Origin of the sequence: Streptomyces sp. NPDC048516 (assembly GCF_043199875.1) — a bacterium.
Taxonomy (GTDB): domain Bacteria; phylum Actinomycetota; class Actinomycetes; order Streptomycetales; family Streptomycetaceae; genus Streptomyces.
The window spans coordinates 416,931-434,722 of record NZ_JBICWS010000001.1; the positions used below are offsets into that span (position 1 = coordinate 416,931).

General features: G+C 70.5%; 20 protein-coding genes, 1 pseudogene and 1 riboswitch. Of the genes and pseudogenes, 8 read left to right on the forward strand and 13 right to left on the reverse strand.

Annotated elements, in window-relative coordinates:
- Nucleotides 1-556: 556 nt before the first annotated feature.
- The 4 genes and pseudogenes from ACGFR7_RS01890 to ACGFR7_RS01905 all read right to left on the reverse strand — a co-directional run bounded on the left by ACGFR7_RS01890 (nt 557) and on the right by ACGFR7_RS01905 (nt 3,901).
- Nucleotides 557-1,034 (reverse strand): annotated as a pseudogene (locus ACGFR7_RS01890) (hypothetical protein).
- A 103-nt stretch (nt 1,035-1,137) separates the two neighbouring features.
- Nucleotides 1,138-1,956, reverse strand: a complete 819-nt coding sequence (locus ACGFR7_RS01895; RefSeq protein WP_393311878.1) for an ABC transporter permease — start codon at nt 1,954-1,956, stop codon at nt 1,138-1,140.
- On the reverse strand, nt 1,953-2,960 hold the full coding sequence (locus ACGFR7_RS01900; protein WP_393311880.1) for an ATP-binding cassette domain-containing protein: 1,008 nt from the start codon (nt 2,958-2,960) through the stop codon (nt 1,953-1,955). The genes ACGFR7_RS01895 and ACGFR7_RS01900 overlap by 4 nt, the downstream gene beginning before the upstream one ends.
- A gap of 173 nt (nt 2,961-3,133) precedes the next feature.
- Complete coding sequence (locus tag ACGFR7_RS01905) at nt 3,134-3,901, reverse strand: MerR family transcriptional regulator (RefSeq protein WP_393311882.1); 768 nt, start codon at nt 3,899-3,901, stop codon at nt 3,134-3,136.
- Between the two features lie 47 nt (nt 3,902-3,948).
- Here ACGFR7_RS01905 and ACGFR7_RS01910 point away from each other — a divergent pair, with 47 nt between their 5' ends.
- The 5 genes from ACGFR7_RS01910 to ACGFR7_RS01930 all read left to right on the forward strand — a co-directional run bounded on the left by ACGFR7_RS01910 (nt 3,949) and on the right by ACGFR7_RS01930 (nt 6,692).
- Nucleotides 3,949-4,404, forward strand: coding sequence for a DUF6194 family protein (locus ACGFR7_RS01910; RefSeq protein WP_393312628.1), 456 nt, complete (start codon nt 3,949-3,951; stop codon nt 4,402-4,404).
- A gap of 289 nt (nt 4,405-4,693) precedes the next feature.
- Nucleotides 4,694-5,428 (forward strand): SDR family oxidoreductase, encoded by a 735-nt coding sequence (locus ACGFR7_RS01915; protein WP_393311884.1) that lies wholly within the window; start codon nt 4,694-4,696, stop codon nt 5,426-5,428.
- Between the two features lie 26 nt (nt 5,429-5,454).
- Nucleotides 5,455-5,928, forward strand: coding sequence for a nuclear transport factor 2 family protein (locus ACGFR7_RS01920; protein WP_393311886.1), 474 nt, complete (start codon nt 5,455-5,457; stop codon nt 5,926-5,928).
- Between the two features lie 123 nt (nt 5,929-6,051).
- The gene (locus ACGFR7_RS01925; RefSeq protein ID WP_393311888.1) at nt 6,052-6,324 is read left to right on the forward strand and encodes a toxin-antitoxin system HicB family antitoxin; all 273 of its coding nucleotides are present in this window, start codon (nt 6,052-6,054) and stop codon (nt 6,322-6,324) included.
- Nucleotides 6,321-6,692 (forward strand): fic family toxin-antitoxin system, toxin component, encoded by a 372-nt coding sequence (locus ACGFR7_RS01930; protein WP_393311890.1) that lies wholly within the window; start codon nt 6,321-6,323, stop codon nt 6,690-6,692. The genes ACGFR7_RS01925 and ACGFR7_RS01930 overlap by 4 nt, the downstream gene beginning before the upstream one ends.
- 125 nt (nt 6,693-6,817) lie before the next feature.
- On the opposite strand, the gene ACGFR7_RS01935 is transcribed toward ACGFR7_RS01930, so the two are convergent.
- The 4 genes from ACGFR7_RS01935 to bioB form a co-directional block, all read right to left on the reverse strand.
- The gene (locus ACGFR7_RS01935) at nt 6,818-7,471 is read right to left on the reverse strand and encodes a class I SAM-dependent methyltransferase (protein ID WP_393312630.1); all 654 of its coding nucleotides are present in this window, start codon (nt 7,469-7,471) and stop codon (nt 6,818-6,820) included.
- Between the two features lie 260 nt (nt 7,472-7,731).
- The gene (bioD, locus tag ACGFR7_RS01940) at nt 7,732-8,433 is read right to left on the reverse strand and encodes a dethiobiotin synthase (protein WP_393311892.1); all 702 of its coding nucleotides are present in this window, start codon (nt 8,431-8,433) and stop codon (nt 7,732-7,734) included.
- Between the two features lie 265 nt (nt 8,434-8,698).
- Nucleotides 8,699-10,003, reverse strand: a complete 1,305-nt coding sequence (locus tag ACGFR7_RS01945; protein WP_393311894.1) for an adenosylmethionine--8-amino-7-oxononanoate transaminase — start codon at nt 10,001-10,003, stop codon at nt 8,699-8,701.
- Nucleotides 9,996-11,177, reverse strand: coding sequence for a biotin synthase BioB (bioB, locus tag ACGFR7_RS01950; protein WP_393311896.1), 1,182 nt, complete (start codon nt 11,175-11,177; stop codon nt 9,996-9,998). The genes ACGFR7_RS01945 and bioB overlap by 8 nt, the downstream gene beginning before the upstream one ends.
- Nucleotides 11,178-11,333: 156 nt before the next feature.
- On the opposite strand from bioB, the gene ACGFR7_RS01955 reads away from it, so the two are divergent.
- The gene (locus ACGFR7_RS01955; RefSeq protein ID WP_393311898.1) at nt 11,334-12,560 is read left to right on the forward strand and encodes an 8-amino-7-oxononanoate synthase; all 1,227 of its coding nucleotides are present in this window, start codon (nt 11,334-11,336) and stop codon (nt 12,558-12,560) included.
- A 32-nt stretch (nt 12,561-12,592) separates the two neighbouring features.
- On the opposite strand, the gene ACGFR7_RS01960 is transcribed toward ACGFR7_RS01955, so the two are convergent.
- Both ACGFR7_RS01960 and ACGFR7_RS01965 read right to left on the reverse strand, forming a co-directional pair.
- A complete protein-coding gene (locus ACGFR7_RS01960; RefSeq protein ID WP_393311900.1) occupies nt 12,593-13,327 on the reverse strand; it encodes a hypothetical protein in 735 nt (244 codons plus the stop codon).
- Between the two features lie 180 nt (nt 13,328-13,507).
- Nucleotides 13,508-14,449, reverse strand: a complete 942-nt coding sequence (locus tag ACGFR7_RS01965) for a LysR family transcriptional regulator (RefSeq protein ID WP_393311902.1) — start codon at nt 14,447-14,449, stop codon at nt 13,508-13,510.
- Nucleotides 14,450-14,520: 71 nt separating this feature from the next.
- Between ACGFR7_RS01965 and ACGFR7_RS01970 the strand changes: the two genes are divergently transcribed.
- On the forward strand, nt 14,521-15,216 hold the full coding sequence (locus ACGFR7_RS01970; protein WP_393311904.1) for a LysE family translocator: 696 nt from the start codon (nt 14,521-14,523) through the stop codon (nt 15,214-15,216).
- 279 nt (nt 15,217-15,495) lie between these two features.
- On the opposite strand, the gene ACGFR7_RS01975 is transcribed toward ACGFR7_RS01970, so the two are convergent.
- The 3 genes from ACGFR7_RS01975 to ACGFR7_RS01985 all read right to left on the reverse strand — a co-directional run bounded on the left by ACGFR7_RS01975 (nt 15,496) and on the right by ACGFR7_RS01985 (nt 17,404).
- On the reverse strand, nt 15,496-15,972 hold the full coding sequence (locus ACGFR7_RS01975) for a C40 family peptidase (protein ID WP_393311906.1): 477 nt from the start codon (nt 15,970-15,972) through the stop codon (nt 15,496-15,498).
- 4 nt (nt 15,973-15,976) lie between these two features.
- Nucleotides 15,977-16,176, reverse strand: a riboswitch (cyclic di-AMP (ydaO/yuaA leader).
- Between the two features lie 278 nt (nt 16,177-16,454).
- Nucleotides 16,455-16,763, reverse strand: coding sequence for a hypothetical protein (locus tag ACGFR7_RS01980; protein WP_393312632.1), 309 nt, complete (start codon nt 16,761-16,763; stop codon nt 16,455-16,457).
- A gap of 5 nt (nt 16,764-16,768) precedes the next feature.
- Nucleotides 16,769-17,404, reverse strand: a complete 636-nt coding sequence (locus ACGFR7_RS01985) for an ATP-dependent Clp protease proteolytic subunit (protein WP_393311908.1) — start codon at nt 17,402-17,404, stop codon at nt 16,769-16,771.
- 58 nt (nt 17,405-17,462) lie between these two features.
- Here ACGFR7_RS01985 and ACGFR7_RS01990 point away from each other — a divergent pair, with 58 nt between their 5' ends.
- Complete coding sequence (locus ACGFR7_RS01990; RefSeq protein ID WP_366415952.1) at nt 17,463-17,777, forward strand: type II toxin-antitoxin system Phd/YefM family antitoxin; 315 nt, start codon at nt 17,463-17,465, stop codon at nt 17,775-17,777.
- Nucleotides 17,778-17,792 lie beyond the last annotated feature (15 nt).

Here is a 17,792-nt window from a genome sequence, read left to right on the forward strand (position 1 = left end):
GCCGTCAGAGACGGCCGGCGAGCAGGAGGAAGACGGTCGTGGCTGATGCGACGAGCACGGCCACAGCTACCGCGTCGGTGATGTCGGCGCCGTGGAACCGGCGGAATCGGAAGCGTGTCCGCACGGTGTCTCCCTTCGGATACGGCATACGGCATACGTCATGGCGCATGCGCCATACCGCATGCGCCATACGGCATGCGTCATACCGCATGCGCCATGACGCATAAGGCATGAGGCAAATGGCATGAGGCCGTGGTTGCTTGCTGAGCTCAGCTTGCGGCGCCCTCAGTCCCGGTCGCCATGGCCGACGCGGAAAACGGGACGCCGGAACGTTCGTACCCCCTCTGACCTGCGGGAACGATCCCCTCCTGGAACGCCGTGATGGGACGAGGAATGAGAGGCGAGGGACGAGGGACCCGCCGGACGCCGGACGCCGGACGCCGGACGCCGGACGCCGGACGCCGGACGCCGGACGCCGGACGCCGGACGCGATCCGCCGGAGGCCGGGTGCAGGGGGCCGAGGGGACGTCTCCCCTAGATGATTGCTTCCAAGGGGTCAGTGATCGTAGGCGGTCAGAGAGCGTGGGATGGGTTGGCCGGTGTGATCGTTGTGCCAGATCGCGCTGGTCAGCGCGAGGATCCGTTGTAGGACGCGGACCATCACGCCAGCCGGGGGGCGACCGCGGTGGCGTTCGAGGTCCAGTTGGCCCTTGAATGTCTCGTTCACTGACTCGATGAGCTGTCGTAGTGGCTTGGACAGCTGCGAGCCGGGCCGCTCGATCTCGCCCTTGCGGGCCGGCCGTAGCAGCTGGGAACAGGCGCCCCAGGTGCGTGCGGGCGTGGCGGATCCACCGGCGCTCGGAGGTGAAGCCGAGCAGAGCCTGCATCACCGACAGCGTGACCAACTCGGCGTCGGACAGCTTGGGTGCAATCCCCACCGTCGGCCGCCACGGCGCGAGCTCCGGGTATTCCAGCAGCAGGTCGTCGGTCCGCACGTAGAGTGCGGTGGCGAGGGTGTCCAGGTCAGCATCCAGCGGCTGAGTGCTCCATGATTCAGGCGTCGAGCAGCGCTGACCCTGGACTCCCCGCCCTCGCCCGGCAGGCTCGTCGCACCGTCACCTGGCCCGAACGGCTGCGTCACGCCGCCGTCCGGTAGGTGCGGAATGCGCGCGTGGACACCAAGCCCATCACGAGGGCTGTTGCTGCGAGCAGCCCCAGGTGCACCCAGACCGTGCTCCAGTTGGTGTGGGCGAGCATCGCCTCCCGGGCCGCGGTGACCGCCCATTCCATGGGGTTGTAGTCGGCGACGTGGCCGACCCAGGCGGGTGCGAGGCCGAGGTCCATCACGGCCGAGCTGAGGAACATCAGCGGCAGGGTGGTGAATTGGGCGATCGCGATGAGCGTCGCCTGCTGGCGGGTCAGCAGGGCGACGGCGTCGGACAGCGCCGAGAAGATCAGGGTGAGTAGCACTGCGGTGAAGAGTGTGACGGCGACGCCGGCCACACCTCCGGGGAAGTGGGCACCGGAGACCAGCGCGATGGCTACGATGATCATACTCTGGATGAGCGTCTGGATCGCTTGGTAGGCCATGGTCGCAATCACCATGGCTGCCCGGCTGGCGAGGGACGTAAGCATCCGGTCCATCACGCCGCGGTCAATGTCCTGCAGGTAGGTCGTTCCGGCCCATGCGCTCGCGAGCAGCGCGGTCATCATCACCACGCCCGGGGTGAGGAACTGCAGGAAGCCGCCGTCTGTGGGCGTGAACCCGGGCAGGTTCACGACCGAGCGGAAGAGCTGACCGAATAGCAGCAGCCAGATCACCGGCTGGACGAGGCCGATGACGAGGAAGGTGGGCATCCGCCTCAGGTTGCGCAGCAGCCGGCCGGTCAGGAGGGCGGAGTGCGTGATCACGGTGAGTGGAGCCGGACCGGTGAAGCGTGCGGGTGCGGTGGTCACTTCGTCACCTCCAGGGTCTTCGGTGCTGCGTCGGCGTCGAGGCGGTGGCCGGTGTGCCGGAGATAGACGTCGTCGAGCGAGGGCCTGGCGAGCGTCGCGGAGCTCACTGCGACGCCCGCCTCTTCCAGCGCGGCAAGGACCAGGGGCAACGTCCGGGCACCGCCGGTGGTACGGCCGCGGACGGTGCTCCCGTTCAGGGTGATCTCCCGTAGCTTGGGCACCGTCCGCAACACCGCGAGCGCCCTGTCGTCGGCCTGGGCGAGCTCCACGTGCACCGTGTCGCCGTGCAGCGCGCTCTTGAGTTCGTCCGGCGTACCCGCGGCAACTACCGTGCCGTCATCGACGATCGCGACCCGGTCGGCGAGGCGGTCAGCCTCCTCCAGGTAGTGCGTCGTCAACAACACCGCCATCTCCTCCTCCCCGGCCATCCGCGCGATCTCGGCCCACATTTCGCTCCGGGCCTGCGGATCGAGCCCCGTCGTCGGCTCGTCGAGGAAGAGCACCTGGGGGCGGTGCATCAACCCGAGAGCGACGTCGAGCTTGCGCGCCATGCCGCCGGAGTACGTGCGCACCCGCCGGTCCGCGGCATCAGCCAGTCCGAACCTGTCGACGAGTTCGCGGGCCCGTACCACGGCATCCCGGCGGGACATCCCCTGCAGGCGGCCGGCGAGCAGCAGGTTCTCAGTCGCGGTGGCCATCGGATCCGTACCGGGCTTTTGGGATACGAACCCAATCGCCCGGCGCACCCGCTCAGGTCGCGTCCGCACATCGATCCCCGCCACGCGAGCTGATCCCGAGTCGGCAGCCGAGAGCGTCGAGAGAATCTTCACCGTGGTCGACTTGCCGGCCCCGTTCGGGCCGAGCAGCCCGAAAACACTCCCTTTCGCTGCGGAAAAGCTCAGCCCGCGCAGTACCGTGACCGGCGCCTTGCTCCGGCCCGCCGGATAGGTCTTGACCAGATCAACGGCCTCCACGGCCGGATCTGCTACCTGGGCAGCACCCATCGTCACACCCCTTGTCAGAATCAGGTGTGACTTCCACCTTCCTGATGTCACCGGACATGAGGAGGCTGGATAGCGAGGGTGGGACCCTACGGTGAGAAGTCGTCACGAACGCTAGCACACGAGCGCATGCGACCAGTTCCGACGTAGACCAGGGAACCCGCCAGCCTGAACACCTACGACCGCCGCCCCTTGGAAGCAATCATCCAGGGACCGGCCGACTCGACAACGACGGCCAGGTCTGCGCCCGCTCGGAGGAGCGCCACGGTGCGGGTCGCGATCTGCTCCACACGCTGATGCAGGATGCGTTGCGCCTCTCCCGGGCCGTCGAGTTGCCGCAGCGAATCCATGGCCTCGCGCACGGCGGGAATGCTGTAGCCGGCGCCGCGGAGAGCGGTCACGATCCGCGCCGCTCTGATGGCCGACAGGCTGAAGCGACGTGCTCGCAGTGACGTCACCCGCTCCGGCGTGACAAGCCCTTCCTGTTCCCAGAACCGAAGGGTCGAGGGACGGACGCGGAGCGCTTCGGCGAGCTCCGTGATCGTCATCGCGTCACCCTCGTGCTCAAACTCGGTTGCCTCCGCCTCGGCCTGGATCGCCCGCAACGCCCGTTGAGCGCGCAGCGCCTCCTCACGTTCCCGAGCGAGCCGGACATGGACCGCATTGATCGCCGAGGCCGCCTCCGCGGTCGTCTCCGTTTGCAGCCGCGCGAGCATCTGCCGGGCCGCGACAGGCCCCATGGCACCCGCGAGTCCCCGGTAGGCCCGAAGAGCGTGCACGTGAAGAGGTGTGTAGGAGCGGTAGCCGTTGCCCGATCGAGCGGCTGCGGGAATGACTCCCAGCCGTTCCAGGTCGCGCACCTGTTGCACCGAGTACCCCGACGCTCTGGCTACGTCGACGGTTCGCAGCAGTCCCCGTTGCGCACCGCTCGCCGGCTCGCCCATCGCCCAACCCCACATCAGCACTTGAAGGTGATGCTTGAACCATGAGTATGGAACAGATCATTGAGGCCGTACGGGGCTTCGACGGCGCGCTCGTGGTCATCCCGGAGCCGGGCGGCGACTTCCCCGAATTCACGTGGGGGAGTGCTTTTTTCTTCTTCGCCCCCGACGGTCAGATGCCGCAGAACGCCCAGCCCTACGGCACGATCGTCGTCAGCAACTACCCCGACGACACCGCTTCCGCCCTCGACGCTCCGGGCCGGTGGCGCGTGAACATCCACGTCGACCGGGCGACGTTCCGGGAGCTCACCGGCGAGGAGCCGCGCAGTCTCACCCGGCCTCGCGACTACGCGGCCGCCGACAGCGTGATGCCGCACCCGGTATACGGGGCGCTCGGCTGGCTCGCTGTCGTCAATCCGGGGGAGCGGACCACGGACACGGTGCTGCAGCTCCTGCGCGGTGCTCACGACGCGGCTCGCGCGAGGCGCGCGCGGCGCCGGTCGTAGGAGGCGGGCCATACCGAGCCGGCCCGTCGGCCAGCCGGCCAGCCGTATCCGGTGTGCGCGGTGCGCCCGCCGTACCCGCCGTACCCGGTGTGCCGGCGCGCGCGGCGCGCCGCGCGAAGGAAGCCTGCGAGAGCGCTGCTGATGACCGCTTCAGGCTGACCGACCGGCCCTCCTCCGTGTCCCTGGGTGCGCCGTAGCCAGGAACAGCCTGCCCTGGTTGGTCCTTCCACCGACGCCCAGACTCCGGAGAACGGATCACCCGCCACGTTCTCTACAGGGAGGCAACAACATGCCACCGAGCACCAAGGTTGTCGCGATCACCGGTGCGAGCAGCGGTATCGGTGAGGCGACCGCACGCCGGCTGGCGGCGGACGGGCACCAGGTCTTTCTCGGCGCGCGCCGCACCAGCCGGCTGGAGCGACTGGTCGAAGAGATCACGAAGGAGGGCGGCACCGCCGCCTTCGTGCAGCTGGATGTCACCGACGCGGCAGACATGCGCGCGTTCATCGATGCGGCGCTGTGCCAGTACGGCCGGATCGACGCCCTCGTGAACAACGCGGGTGTGATGCCCCTTTCCCCGCTGGAAGCGCTCAAGACCGATGAGTGGGACCGCATGATCGACGTGAACGTGCGGGGAGTCCTGCACGGCATCGCCGCCGCCCTGCCCACGATGCGGGCACAGGGTGGCGGGCACTTCGTGACCATCGCCTCCGTCGGCGCGTACGAGGTCTCGCCCACCGCCGCCGTCTACTGCGCCACCAAATTTGCCGTCCGGGCGATTTCCGAAGGACTGCGCCAGGAGTCGGCAGGGGACATCCGGGTCACCCTCGTCTCCCCCGGCGTGACCGAGTCCGAACTCCCGGACAGCATCTCCGACCCTGCGGCCAGGGAGGCGATGAAGACCTACCGCGCCGTGGCACTGCCCGCATCGGCCATCGCGGAGGCCATCGCCTACGCCCTTGCACAGCCGCCGCAGGTCGATGTGAACGAGATCGTCGTCCGTCCCACCGCAAGCGCCCAGTGAGCCACCCCGAAAGGATGGGAGCAGGTATGTCACCCACTGCCGCCGACTACGACAGCCTGGTACGAAGACTGCGGGTCCTGGAGGACAAAGAAGCCCTGCGCGCCCTCATGATCCGTGGATGGCGGGCACTGGACCGCAAGGACTGGCAGGCCTGGATCGCCTGCTGGGCCGACGACGCGGTGCTGGAGTTCGGGCCATGGGAGCAGATCCACGGGAAGGACGCGGTCCGGGCGACGGTGGAAGCAGCGGAAGCGCCGTACCCGAGCATGCAACACCACATCCTGAACATGCACTTCGACATGGACGGCGACCGGGCGACCGGCATCGGTTACATGTGGTTCGTCGCCGTCACCGAAGCCGGGAAGACTTCTTCCCCTTACGCGATGGGCGGCCCGTACGACTGGGAATTCAGCCGTGGCCCGAACGGCTGGCTCCTGACGCGCCAGAGGCTCGGTGTCTGGTGGACCCAGGGTGAGGACGCCGTGAAGGCCTTCGAGTAGAGGGGGCCCGGGAAGCGGGGAAGCGGGGGAGCGGGGGAGCGGGAAAGCGGGGGAGCGGGGGAGCGTTTATCCCGGACCGGCCAGTGCTTGCCGCTGCTAGCGGATGCGCGCTAGCGTGGAGGGGTGGCGAAGACACAGCTGAACGTCCGTGTGGATGAGGCCACCGCCGAAGCGGCGCGGGAGCGCGCCCTGCAGCGGGGAGTGAGCATGAACCGCTATATCGAGGAGCTTGTCCTCAAGGACGCCGGTGAGGTCGGCCAGACCTTCGTCGAGGCCGCCTCCGACTTCATGAAGCAGTACGAGCGCGTCTTCGCCGAGGAATTCGGCCTGGAACCAGGCGGCGCCGAGGGCGTCGCGACCTCCACCCCCCACGAAGGACTGCCGGGCACCACGTGACGCTGCGCATCGACCTCGCCTGGCTCCTTCTCATCGCCGAACAGCACACCCCCGGAGACCCTCAGGTCACCGACTGGGGCGCCCTGGTGGCCGCCGTGAGCCGCCATGAAGCCGAGATATTCGGCGTCCCCGTCTACACCGAACCGCAGGACCGTGCCGCCTCCCTCCTGCAACTCCTGCTCCAAGTGCCGGCGCTGGAGCGCTCGAATGCCATGTTCGCGTCCGCCGTGGCCTATGGCTATCTCGTCGCCAGCGGCCTGAAGATCACTATCTCTCCCGAGCAGGTCCGCGACCTCGCCCGCCTCGTCAAGGAGGGCACGGCCGACGTCCGCACCATCGCAGACGAACTGCGCACCTGGACGGTGTGAGCGACGGCTGCCGGCCGGCCGGCGGGGAGACCGCCCGGGACCCGCTCAACCAACCGCGGCCATGGGTGCCGCTCAGACGGCCGCCCGCCGCGGGAGCGTCAGGCGGCCGTCCGCTGCCGGGACCATCAGCCGGCCGGCCGCCGCGCCGTGCCCAGCACCGCCGGCGACGTGGGCAGCGTCGGCCCGCGCTCCGGTACCTTCAGCCGGCGCACCCGCAGTACCTCGAACCCGGCCGTCCGGATCTCGCCCAGTGGATCCCGGCCGGTGTGACAGCCACCCATCAGCAGGGGCCAGACCGTCCGGTCCAGTGACCACTGCACGGCTGCCAGCCCGCGCCCCGCGGCCCGCCCGTGCTCGAAGAACCGCAGCTCACCGCCCGGACGCAGCACCCGTCGCAGCTCCGCCAGGGCGCGCTGCACCTCGCGGACGGAACACAGCACCAGCGAGGCCACCGCCGTATCGAATGCCTCGCTCTTGACCGGCAGGGCCTCCGCCACTCCGGGCACCAGATCCACCGGCACCTCCGCACGCGCCGCCGCCGACCTGGCCACCTCCCGCAGTGTGGCCTCCGGTTCGATCGCCACCACTTCCGAGACCGTGCCCGGATAGTGCGCAAAGTTCAGCCCGCTCCCCGCGCCGACCTCGATGACCCGGCCGGTGGCGCCCGTCAGCAACTCCTTCCGGAGCGTGGCCACCCCGGCCCGCGCGTCCGCGGCCGGACCGCAGCAGCTCGCGTAGAAGCGGGCGAATACCGGGTGATGGACGCTGCCTTGCGGAATTCTCGGAACTTTCGGAGCTCGCGGAACGCGTGGTACGTGCGGAACTCTCCTGCCCTGCCACATGACGGACCCTTTCGCCGACGATGCCCGCTCCCGCTGTCAGTCTCCCCACTGCGCGGACGGGGAGCCGCAAGGAGCGGCCTCGGTCGGCGTCCGGAAATCTGTACGGGCAGGCCCCGGAGCCGAATGGCGCCTGCCCCGAGAATGACGGATGCCCCTGCGGATGCCTCTACGGATGCCCCTGCGGATGCCCGCCGTCGTCACGAGGGAATACGGAACGTACCCGATCCGCCGAGCACCGGCGCCAGCCAGTCGGGGGCCGCTGCGCGGAAGTCCCGCGGAGAGAGCCCGCCGGAGCCCTCCGGGACCAGGCCGAGGAGCGGTGCGCCCGCGGCGTCGGGGAGATCCGCCAGATTGCAGCGGGACGCCAGGTCGGGCTCGGCCGGCCAGCTGCCGACGACGACGCCCGGGGAGTCGAGCCCGTACGAGCGGAGCGCCAGCGCGGTCAGCGCGGTGGCATTGAGGGTGCCCAGGCCCGCCTGGGCGACGACCAGGACGGGTGCTTCCACCAGCCGCGCGGCGTCGGCGAGCGTATGCCCGTCGGCGTCGAAGCGGACGAGCAGCCCGCCCGCGCCCTCGACCAGGACCAGGTCGTGCGAGGCGTCCAGTTTGGCGGCGGCCTCGGCGATGTCCTGGGGGTGCACCGGCGGCAGCCCGGCCCGCAGCGCGGCCGTCGAGGGCGCCAACGGGTCCGGGAAGCGGGCGAGTTCGGCGGTGGTGACCGGGCCGGCCAGCCGCTCGACCTCCGCCGCGTCGCCGCTCTCGTGCGCCGTGACACCGGTCTGGGCCGGCTTGAGTACGGCCACCGAACGTCCCCGGGCGAGCGCCGACGCGGCGATCGCGGCCGTGGTCACGGTTTTGCCGATCTCCGTGCCCGTGCCCGTCACGAACAGCACCGACATGGTCTGCCTCCGACTCTGCGCGGCGATCCCGCGCGGGGATAGTGCGAATGGTTCCTGGTGGCCGGTTCGCCTGCGAAGGGTTCGCCTGTGCCCTGTACGCATGCGACCTGCTGACCGGCTGACCGGTTGCCGCGCGCAGAGGCCGCCCGCTCCGGGTGAAAGCGTCCCCAGGAGGCGGAGGCGGAGGCGGCGGCCGAGGCGAATGCGGAGGCGGCGGCGTCCGGCCGAGCGAACCCGGCCGGCCACCACAGCCGGTGCGGTGCGTTCAGCCCTCGCGGGCCGCCGCGCACACCGCCGCGCAGATGCGCGCCACATCCTCGTCACCGGTGATGTACGGCGGCATGGTGTAGATCAGATCCCGGAACGGGCGCAGCCATACGCCCTCCCGGACCGCCGCCCGGCTCGCGGCCGCCATGTCCACCTCGTGATCGAGCTGTACGACACCGATCGCGCCGAGTACACGTACCTCGCGCACCCCGGCGATGCCCGCGGCCGGTGCCAGCCCGTCCCGCAGTCCGGCCTCGATCCGCTTGACCTCCTGCCCCCAGTCCTGGGACAGCAGCACTCCGATCGAGGCATCGGCGACGGCGGCGGCGAGCGGATTGCCCATGAAGGTGGGGCCGTGCGCCAGCACCGGCAGCGCGCCGCGGGAGATGCCGTCGGCGACGGCCGTGGTGCACAGCGTCGCCGCCAGGGTCAGATAACCGCCGGTCAGCGCCTTGCCCAGACACATCACATCGGGTGCGATCCCCGCGTGGTCGGCGGCGAAGAGCGCGCCCGTACGGCCGAAGCCGGTGGCGATCTCGTCGAAGATCAGCAGCACGCCGTGCTCGTCGCAGGCCTCCCGCAGCACCCGCAGATACCCGGGGGAGTGGAACGACATCCCGCCCGCCCCCTGCACCACGGGCTCCACGATCACCGCCGCAAGCTCCTCGGCGTGCCGGCCGATCAGCTCCCGCAGATGCGCCGCATACGCCTCGTCGGGCGCGGCACCGAAGCCTGCCGGCGGCGCGTCCGCGAAGATCTGCCGCGGCAGCACCCCCTGCCACAGCTCATGCATACCGCCGTCCGGATCGCAGACCGACATCGGCTGCCAGGTGTCGCCGTGATAGCCGCCCCGCCAGGTCAGCAGCCGCTGTTTACGCGGCTTGCCGAGCGAGCGCCAGTACTGCAGGCACATCTTGACGGCGACCTCGACCGACACCGAGCCGGAGTCGGCGAGAAAGACGTGCTGCAGCGGCTCCGGGGTGATGTCGACCAGTTGCTTCGCCAGCCGCACGGCGGGCTCATGGGTGAGCCCCCCGAACATCACATGGCTCATCCGCTCCAGCTGGCCCCGCGCGGCGTCGTTGAGCACCGGGTGGTTGTAGCCGTGCACCGCCGACCACCAGGAGGACATCCCGTCCACCAACTCGTCCCGGCCCTCGACCGGTTCGGCCAGCCGGAGCCGGACGCCGGATGCCGACTCCACCAGCAGCGGTGCGGCCTTGCCGGGCATCGGCCCGTAGGGATGCCACACATGCTGCCGGTCGAGCGCGAGCAGTGCGCCGGGGGTGAGTGGCTCAGGCATTGGGCGGAAGGTCGGTGCCGGCGCCGCGGCGGCGCACCGAGACCAGGTCGCGGCGGGCCTCGTCGGACGGTGCCGGGACGGTGGCGGCCGGGTCTCCGGCGTCCTCGGCGGTCGCCTGGGCACCGGTCTCCTCGGCGGCGGCCTCGGTGACCGCTGCACCGCCGCACGGCCTGCGGTGCTCGGGCAGCGTCGTGGTGTCCGAGCCCTCGACCTCGAAGCCGGCGTCCTCGATCATCGCGAGGTCGTCCTTGCCGGCCTGCCCCTCGCTGGTCAGGTAGTCGCCGAGGAAGATGGAGTTGACCAGGTGCAGGGCGAGCGGCTGCATGCTGCGCAGATGCACCTCACGGCCGCCGGCCAGCCGTACCTCGATGTCCGGGCAGACGAACCGCACCATCGCCAGGATGCGCAGCGCCCGCTGCGGAGTGAGGTTCCATTCCTTGGCGAGCGGGGTGCCCTCGAAGGGGATCAGGAAGTTCACCGGGACGGAGTCCGGGTCCAGCTCGCGCAGCGCGAAGACCACATCGACGAGGTCGGTGTCGCTCTCGCCCATACCGGCGATCAGCCCCGAACAGGCGGACATGCCCGCCGCCTGGGCCTGCTGGACGGTGGACACCCGGTCCGAGAAGTCGTGTGTGGTGCAGATGTCGCCGTAGGTGGCTTCCGAGGTGTTGAGGTTGTGGTTGTACGCATCGGCGCCCGCTTCGCGCAGCCGCCCCGCCTGACCGTCGGAGAGCAGGCCGAGGCAGGCGCACACCTCCACGCCCTCGTTCTGCTCCTTGATGGCGGAGATCGTCTCCGAGACGCGGTCCACGTCCTTGTCCGTCGGGCCGCGGCCACTGGCCACCAGACAGACCCGCTTGGCCCCGCCGGCGACCCCCGCGGCGGCCGCCTTGGAGGCGTCGTCCGGCTTGAGCCAGGTGTACTTGAGGATTTCCGCCTTCGACCCCAGCCGCTGCGAACAGTACGAGCAGTCCTCGGGGCACAGACCCGACTTGAGGTTGACGAGATAGTTGAGTTTGACCCGCCGCCCGAACCACTGGCGGCGCACCTTTCCGGCCGCGGCCACGACATCGAGCAATTCGTCATCGGAGGTGGCCAATACGGCCAGCGCCTCTTCGCGGGTCGGCAACTCGCGCCGCAGTCCCTTGTCCACCAGTGTGTTCAGCAGGTCCATGGCCTTGATCCTGGCCTACGCCACCGCCCCCGGCCAAGGAGGATTCCCACAAGGTGCTGGGATCGAGGTGTGTGTATCGCCACACTGTGGGCCTGCGGAACGACCGCTAACGTCTATCGACAGCCCACAATCGAGGCCGACAGACGAAGGACGCCGATGCCGCAGGACTCCGCCCCGCCGCCGCTGTGCGACACCTCCCCGGCGAGGCCCGCCGAGCCGTGTGCCGAGCCGGCCCGCCCGGCGTACGACGCGGCCTTCGACTGGCTGGATGTGGCCAGTGCGGAGCGCCGTCACGCCGGTTTGGTGCGCACCCTGCGCCCCCGTCCGGCCGACTCCCCGCTGCTCGATCTGGCCGGCAACGACTATCTCGGACTCGCCCGGCACCCCGAGGTCACCCGTGGTGCTGCCGAGGCCGCGCACCGCTGGGGTGCCGGCGCGACCGGCTCCCGGCTGGTCACCGGCAGCACGGAGTTGCATGCCCGGTTGGAGGCGGAACTCGCGGCGTTCTGCGGCTTCGAGGCCGCTTTGGTGCTGTCCTCCGGCTATGCCGCAAATCTTGCCGCGGTGACCGCGCTCACCGCCCCCGGCGCGCTGATCGTCTCCGACGCCGGCAACCACGCCTCCCTCATCGACGGCTGCCGGCTCTCCCGGGCTAGTACCCAAGTGGCCCCGCACGCCGATCCGCAGGCCGTACGCGCCGCGCTGGCCGGTCACGACGGCCGGGCGCTCGTCGTGACCGACTCGGTGTTCTCGGTCGACGGGGACGCCGCGCCGCTCCCCGCGCTGGCCGAGGCCTGCCGGACACGGGGCGCCGGACTTCTCGTCGACGACGCCCACGGACTGGGGGTGCTGGGCGAAGGGGGCCGGGGCGCGCCGTGGGCGGCAGGCCTCGCCGGTGACGGGGATGTGGTGACCACCGTGACGCTCTCCAAGTCGCTCGGATCCCAGGGCGGTGTGGTGCTCGGCCCGGCCCGGGTCATCGAGCATCTGGTCAACACCGCCCGGTCGTTCATCTTCGACACCGGTCTCGCCCCGGCGGCGGCCGGCGGCGCCCTCGCCGCGCTCCGGCTCCTGCGCCGCGAACCCCGGCGCGCCACCCGGGCCGTCGCGGTCGCCCAGGGCCTGTACGACCGGCTCACCGCGGCGGGCCTGACGGCGGTACGTCCCGACGCGGCGGTGATCTCCGTCCGCGCCCCGTCGCCGGAAACGGCGCTCCGCTGGGCCGCCGACTGCCGTACGGCCGGACTCGCGGTCGGCTGCTTCCGCCCGCCGTCCGTCCCCGATGGAATCTCCCGGCTCCGGCTCACCGCCCGCGCAGACCTGACGGACGACCAGCTCGACACGGCGGTCGACACGATCGTGGCCACGGCGCCGGCGGTCTGAAGCCGGATCCGGCAGCCGCCCGCCCGGCCGAGTCAGCACCAGGTGGTGAGGTCGTATACGGCCTGGCAGCGGCTGTCAAAGATCGGTCGCTGGAAACGTTCGAGGTCGTGGGACGAGGCCAGTGCCGGGAAGATCATGTTGGCGGTCCCACCATGTGCGTCGACCTTCCCTGCTTCGTCACGCATACAGAAGTCGAGCCCCCAGACATCGCCGGTTTCTGCCCATCTGACGTAGTACCGGGCGTGCCGCTCGTCGATGAGCATGAAGCCGAGGAGGCGCCACTCCGCCTCACCTGCTTCCTCTTCCACGTCTTCGGAAAGGGGCGCCGGGCCGTTCGCCGGACCGAGGGAGAGCAGCGGCAGGTGCAAGGCATCCGCCACGGTGAGGGGCGGGGCATCGAGGGCATCGAGGAAGTGCCGCCGGGCGTCGAGTACAGGCACCGGGAAGACTTCGTCGGGCGAGGGCGGACCGAGAGCATCGCGCTGGGCGATGCACCCGCGCAGCGCGGCGATGAAGTGATCGTGGGGGATTTCCTCGCCGTCATCGTCGAGCAGCGGGATCTCCAGGGCGTAGGCGGAGCCGAGGTCTTGACCGTCCCACAGGACGACTCTCGCACCGCGGTCCCCCTCTGTCGGTGGGAGGAGCCCCCGCAGCACCTGCGAACCCGGCGTCAAAGGCGAGGCCACGAACTCTCGCAGCCTCCCCAGCAGGCTCTCCAGGAGAACATCGCGCGGGGTGGGGCCGGCTGTGGGGTCGTCCTCCGTCACGGTGATCGGTTCTCCCCGGGAGTGCGAGTCGGACGGTGTGCACGACGTCAGGGCAACGGTGGGCGCCCCGGCAGTCGGCGGTGATCGTAGCGATCTTGCCGTGGTGTCCCGGCAGCTTGTCACGGCTGTCCTCGGTCTGCCGGTGCCACCAGGCAATCACCCTGATCCGGGATCAGGCAATCACGATGGCCTGGGCAACCGGGTGTCCGACGACCCGGGCGAGTGGCGGAGGAAGGCCCCGCGCAGCAGTGCCCGCAGGGTGTCCGCGGCCGGGGTGCCTCCGGGGCGGTAGGCCACCGAGATCCGGCGGTGCAGCTCCGGTGGGTCCACCCGGCGGACTCCCAGCGGTGTCACCGACCCCTCCGCCACCATCTCCGGGACCACCGCCACCCCGAGCCCGGCGCTCACCAGCGCACACGCCACCGCATAGCTCGGCGACTCGCAGCGCACCGCCACACTCGCCCCGGCGGCCGCCAGCGCGGCCTCCACGTCGCGCCGGTTGGGGTTGGCCGGCGCCATGCTGACCAGTGGCTGGCCGGCCAGCTCGACGAGCGGCAGGCGCCCTGAGCCCGCCGACAGGGCATGACCGGGCGCGGTGACCAGCACCAGCTCCTCGGTCAGCAGCGGCTCCAGACGCACTCCCTCCGGCGCCGGCATCGCCTCGCCCGGCACATACTCGTGCGTCAGCGCCAGATCGACCTCACCCCGCGCCACCGCCGCGCTCGCCAGCGGCGGGACGTACTCCGTCACGCTCAGTTCCACATCGGGGTGGGCCCGCCGGAACGCGCTGAGCGCGGGCGGCAGCAGGTGCGTGCCGGCGGTCATGAACGTGCCGACCCGCAGCCGCCCGCCGGACAGCCCCGCCAGCCGGGACAGCTCGTGCCGCGCCTGATCCAGTTCGTCGAGGACCCGCCGGGCCCGTACGAGCAGCAGCTCACCGGCCGCCGTCAGCCGTGCACCGCGATGGTGGCGTACCAGCAGCGCCGCCCCGGCCTCCCGCTCCAGCTTGGCGAGCTGCTGGGAGAGCGCCGGAGCGGTGTAGCCCAGCCGGGCGGCGGCCCGGGTGATCGAACCGGCCTCCGCGACCGCTACCAGCGCGGCCAGCCGGGTGGGGTCGTACATAAGGATCTCTTTAGGCTCACCAAGAACATTGCCAATACCCATTAAAGCCTCTGACCGGCGAAGCTGCTCTTATGGACGGACAGCTGATCGCCTTCACCGGAGTCGCCGCGGGCATGGTCGCCATGCCGGGCGCGGATTTCGCGGTCGTGGTGCGCAATGCGCTCGACTCGCGCCGGGCGGGGGTGGCGGCCGCCGTCGGAGTCGCGGGCGGGCTGCTGGTGCACACCGCCCTGGCGGTGGCCGGGCTCGCGGCGGTGCTGGTCGCCGTGCCCGCGCTCTTCGGGGCAGTCCAACTCCTGGGCGGTGGCTATCTGTTGTACCTCGGCGGCCGCGCCCTGACCGGGGCTCTCCGGCGCCCGGCGACCACCAGGGACGACACGGCCACCAGGGACGGCACGGACGGCGCGGACCGCACGGCGGCGGGCGCACCGGCCGACGGCCGCCCGCCCGCCGCCCGCCTGGGCACTGCGCAAAGTCTGCGCCAGGGCTTCTTGGCCAACGCGCTCAACCCCAAGGCGCCCGTCCTCTTCCTCAGCCTGCTCCCGCAGTTCGTTCCGGCGGGGGCGCCCGCGCTGCCCCGTACGCTGCTGCTCGCCACGATGGTGGTCGCCATGGCCCTGGTGTGGTTCCCCGCCGTCGCCCTGCTGGTCGACCGGATGGGCGCCTGGTTGCGCCGCCCCGCGGTGGCCCGCGCCCTGGAAGCCACCACAGGAGCGCTGCTCACGGCTCTGGGCGGCATCCTGCTCGTCGAGCTGGCGCTGTCCTGAGGGCGGCACGCCAGGGCTGCTCGCGGCGGTGCGGCGGGCAGGGCGGCGGCGGCCCTCAGGGGCGGTGGCAGCCCCCGCGGGCGACGGCAGTCCGTCCCCACGGGGCCGCGGACTCAGCAGCCCGCTGCGGGCCGAGGCGAACGAGCCGGATCGGTCAGATCGACAGGTCCACGAGATCGACGAGATTGACGAGATTGACGCACTCGGTGAGTTCGACGTAATCGGTGAAATCGGTTAAGCGCAGCGGCAATTGACCGATCGTGGGATGAATGCGCAGGATCAGCCCACCCGCCCGTACCAGACCGAACGGCTCCAGATCCGTTCCAGCCGGACCACGCTCCCGGCCTTGGGCGCATGCCACATCCGGCCCCGGCCCGCGTAGATGCCGACGTGGTAAATGCCGCTGCGTGAATGGAAGAAGACCAGATCGCCGCGTCGGCGCGCGCCGGCCGGGATGTGCCGGGTGCGGCCGTACTGCGCGGCGGCGGTGCGTGGCAGCAACCGGCCGGCGCGTTTGAACGAGTACAGCATCAGCCCCGAACAGTCGAAGGCATGCGGCCCCTGGGCGCCGTACCGGTAGGGAGCTCCGCTCTTGGAAGCCGCGATCCGCAGCGCATGGGCGGACACGGAGGCGGCGGCTTCGGCTTTCCCGGCCGCTCCTGGAGCGACGGTGGTCCCGCCGAGCGTGACCAGCGTCAGAGCGGTGACGGTGCCGGCGCGCGCCAGCAGATTCGGCGTATGCATGCGCATGGTCATGCGCAAACCCTTCGTCAGCCGCCTGCGAAGGAAGACCTGTCGGGTTCGGGCAGGCGAAGATGCCCGGCCGTGCGTACGGCTTCACCCCAAGGAGCCCTCGGCCGTGCAGGCCGGGACCCCGTCCTGCTCGGGTCCTCCGCTCCCGCCGGTCCACGTCGTCGACCGGACGTCCGGTACGGCGGCGGGATTAGGCGCCCGTCCGGACCGCCCCGTCGCTGTGGCGGGGTCTTGTCGTCGAAGGGATCGTCACGCACCTCGCATCCGAATTCCGAGTTGAAAATGCCGTATGTGAGATGGGTCACAATTGGCCCGAATGGTTAGATTTGTTCCCTCAGGTGCCGCGGCGCGGGGCGTTGCACCCCGCGGACCAGGGGCGAAACATCCGGGACCGGGGGAATTGTGCCCGCGCTGCGCAATTCGTCGCCTCCTCAGATCGGGTGCGGACGCTACGCCGTATGCGCAGCCACGGTGCGCGTGCCGGCTCAGTTTTCCTCGGGTGGCGGCATCGTCACCAGCCCGGCCCGCCGCTCACCGTCCAGCACCCGCAGCGCCCGGGTCAGCGTCGCGCGGTGCAGTTCGCTCTCGCCCCGGTGGTGCATCAGCGTCAGGGCGTCCCGCAGCCGGGTGGCCTTGCCGACCAGCGCCTGGGCGGCGCGCAGTCCGCTGTAGGTGCCACCACAGCGGGCCGGGTTGATCCGGCCGAGCAGGTCGATCACCTCCAGGTAGCTGTCGATGAGTTCACCCTCCGCGCGGGTCAGTGCGGGCAGCGGCGGTGGTTCGGGCGGCAGCATCGGGCTCACCGCGCCGCGGGCTGGAGTGCCGACGGCTTGCGGTTGCGGGTGATCTGGTCGATCAGGCCGTACTCCTGGGCGCCGGGGGCATCGAAGATCTTGTCGCGCTCGATATCGGTGGCGATCCGCTCGCGGGTCTGCCCGGTGTGCTTCGCCAGCATTTCTTCCAGTACGTCGCGGGTGCGCAGCATCTCCATCGCCTGGATCTGCAGGTCACTGGCCTGCCCCTGGACGGGTTCGCTGAACGACGGCTGGTGGATCAGGACCCGGGCGCCGGGCAGCGCCAGCCGCTTTCCGGGCGTGCCGGCGGCCAGCAGTACCGCGGCGGAGGAGGCGGCCTGCCCCAGGCAGACGGTCTCCACGTCGCACGACACGAAATGCATCGTGTCGTAGATGGCGGTCATCGCGGTGAAGGAGCCGCCGGGGGAGTTGATGTAGAGCGAGATGTCCTGGTCGGGTGCGGCATGTTCGAGGTGGATGAACTGCGCCATCACGTCGTTGGCGGAGGCGTCGTCGATCGGGGTGCCCAGAAAGATGATGCGCTCGCCGAGCAGCTTGGAATACGGGTCCATGGTGCGCGTCCCCTGTGCGGTGCGCTCGGTGAACTCCGGAAGGACATAGCGGGCCGTCGGTCGCAGCATGTCTGCTCCTCTCCTCGGTAGAAAATGTACAGGATGTACATCCAGTTAGAATGGGAGCATGGCCTACGAAATTCCGGTGACGCAAGCACGTGCGGAGCTGGCGGATCTCATCAACCGTGTTGTCTACGGCGGCGAGCGGGTGGTCGTCACCCGTCACGGCAAGCCGCTGGTGGCGCTGGTATCCGCCGCTGACCTGCAGCTACTCGAAGAACTGGGGCGGCGTGAACAGGGCGCGGAGGACGAGCAGGTGATCAGCACGGTCTCGTCCGTGCGGCAGCTTCCGTCCGCTCCGGGCGAACGGCGGCGCTTCGGTATCGCGGCAGAACACCGCGACCCGGCTGCCGGGGACCGGCGGCCGGGTCGCGAGAGCTGACGGTTCAGCGGGTGC

Excerpts from the sequence above, each read along its gene's own strand:
- ACGFR7_RS01900 (WP_393311880.1), bottom strand. The coding sequence starts at position 2,960 with ATGGGTGCTGCCCAGGTAGCAGATCCGGCCGTGGAGGCCGTTGATCTG.
- ACGFR7_RS01905 (WP_393311882.1), bottom strand. The coding sequence starts at position 3,901 with ATGGGCGAGCCGGCGAGCGGTGCGCAACGGGGACTGCTGCGAACCGTC.
- ACGFR7_RS01910 (WP_393312628.1), top strand. The coding sequence starts at position 3,949 with ATGGAACAGATCATTGAGGCCGTACGGGGCTTCGACGGCGCGCTCGTG.
- ACGFR7_RS01915 (WP_393311884.1), top strand. The coding sequence starts at position 4,694 with ATGCCACCGAGCACCAAGGTTGTCGCGATCACCGGTGCGAGCAGCGGT.
- ACGFR7_RS01920 (WP_393311886.1), top strand. The coding sequence starts at position 5,455 with ATGTCACCCACTGCCGCCGACTACGACAGCCTGGTACGAAGACTGCGG.
- bioD (WP_393311892.1), bottom strand. The coding sequence starts at position 8,433 with ATGTCGGTGCTGTTCGTGACGGGCACGGGCACGGAGATCGGCAAAACC.
- ACGFR7_RS01945 (WP_393311894.1), bottom strand. The coding sequence starts at position 10,003 with ATGCCTGAGCCACTCACCCCCGGCGCACTGCTCGCGCTCGACCGGCAG.
- bioB (WP_393311896.1), bottom strand. The coding sequence starts at position 11,177 with ATGGACCTGCTGAACACACTGGTGGACAAGGGACTGCGGCGCGAGTTG.
- ACGFR7_RS01955 (WP_393311898.1), top strand. The coding sequence starts at position 11,334 with ATGCCGCAGGACTCCGCCCCGCCGCCGCTGTGCGACACCTCCCCGGCG.
- ACGFR7_RS01965 (WP_393311902.1), bottom strand. The coding sequence starts at position 14,449 with ATGTACGACCCCACCCGGCTGGCCGCGCTGGTAGCGGTCGCGGAGGCC.
- ACGFR7_RS01970 (WP_393311904.1), top strand. The coding sequence starts at position 14,521 with ATGGACGGACAGCTGATCGCCTTCACCGGAGTCGCCGCGGGCATGGTC.
- ACGFR7_RS01975 (WP_393311906.1), bottom strand. The coding sequence starts at position 15,972 with ATGACCATGCGCATGCATACGCCGAATCTGCTGGCGCGCGCCGGCACC.
- ACGFR7_RS01980 (WP_393312632.1), bottom strand. The coding sequence starts at position 16,763 with ATGCTGCCGCCCGAACCACCGCCGCTGCCCGCACTGACCCGCGCGGAG.
- ACGFR7_RS01985 (WP_393311908.1), bottom strand. The coding sequence starts at position 17,404 with ATGCTGCGACCGACGGCCCGCTATGTCCTTCCGGAGTTCACCGAGCGC.
- ACGFR7_RS01990 (WP_366415952.1), top strand. The coding sequence starts at position 17,463 with ATGGCCTACGAAATTCCGGTGACGCAAGCACGTGCGGAGCTGGCGGAT.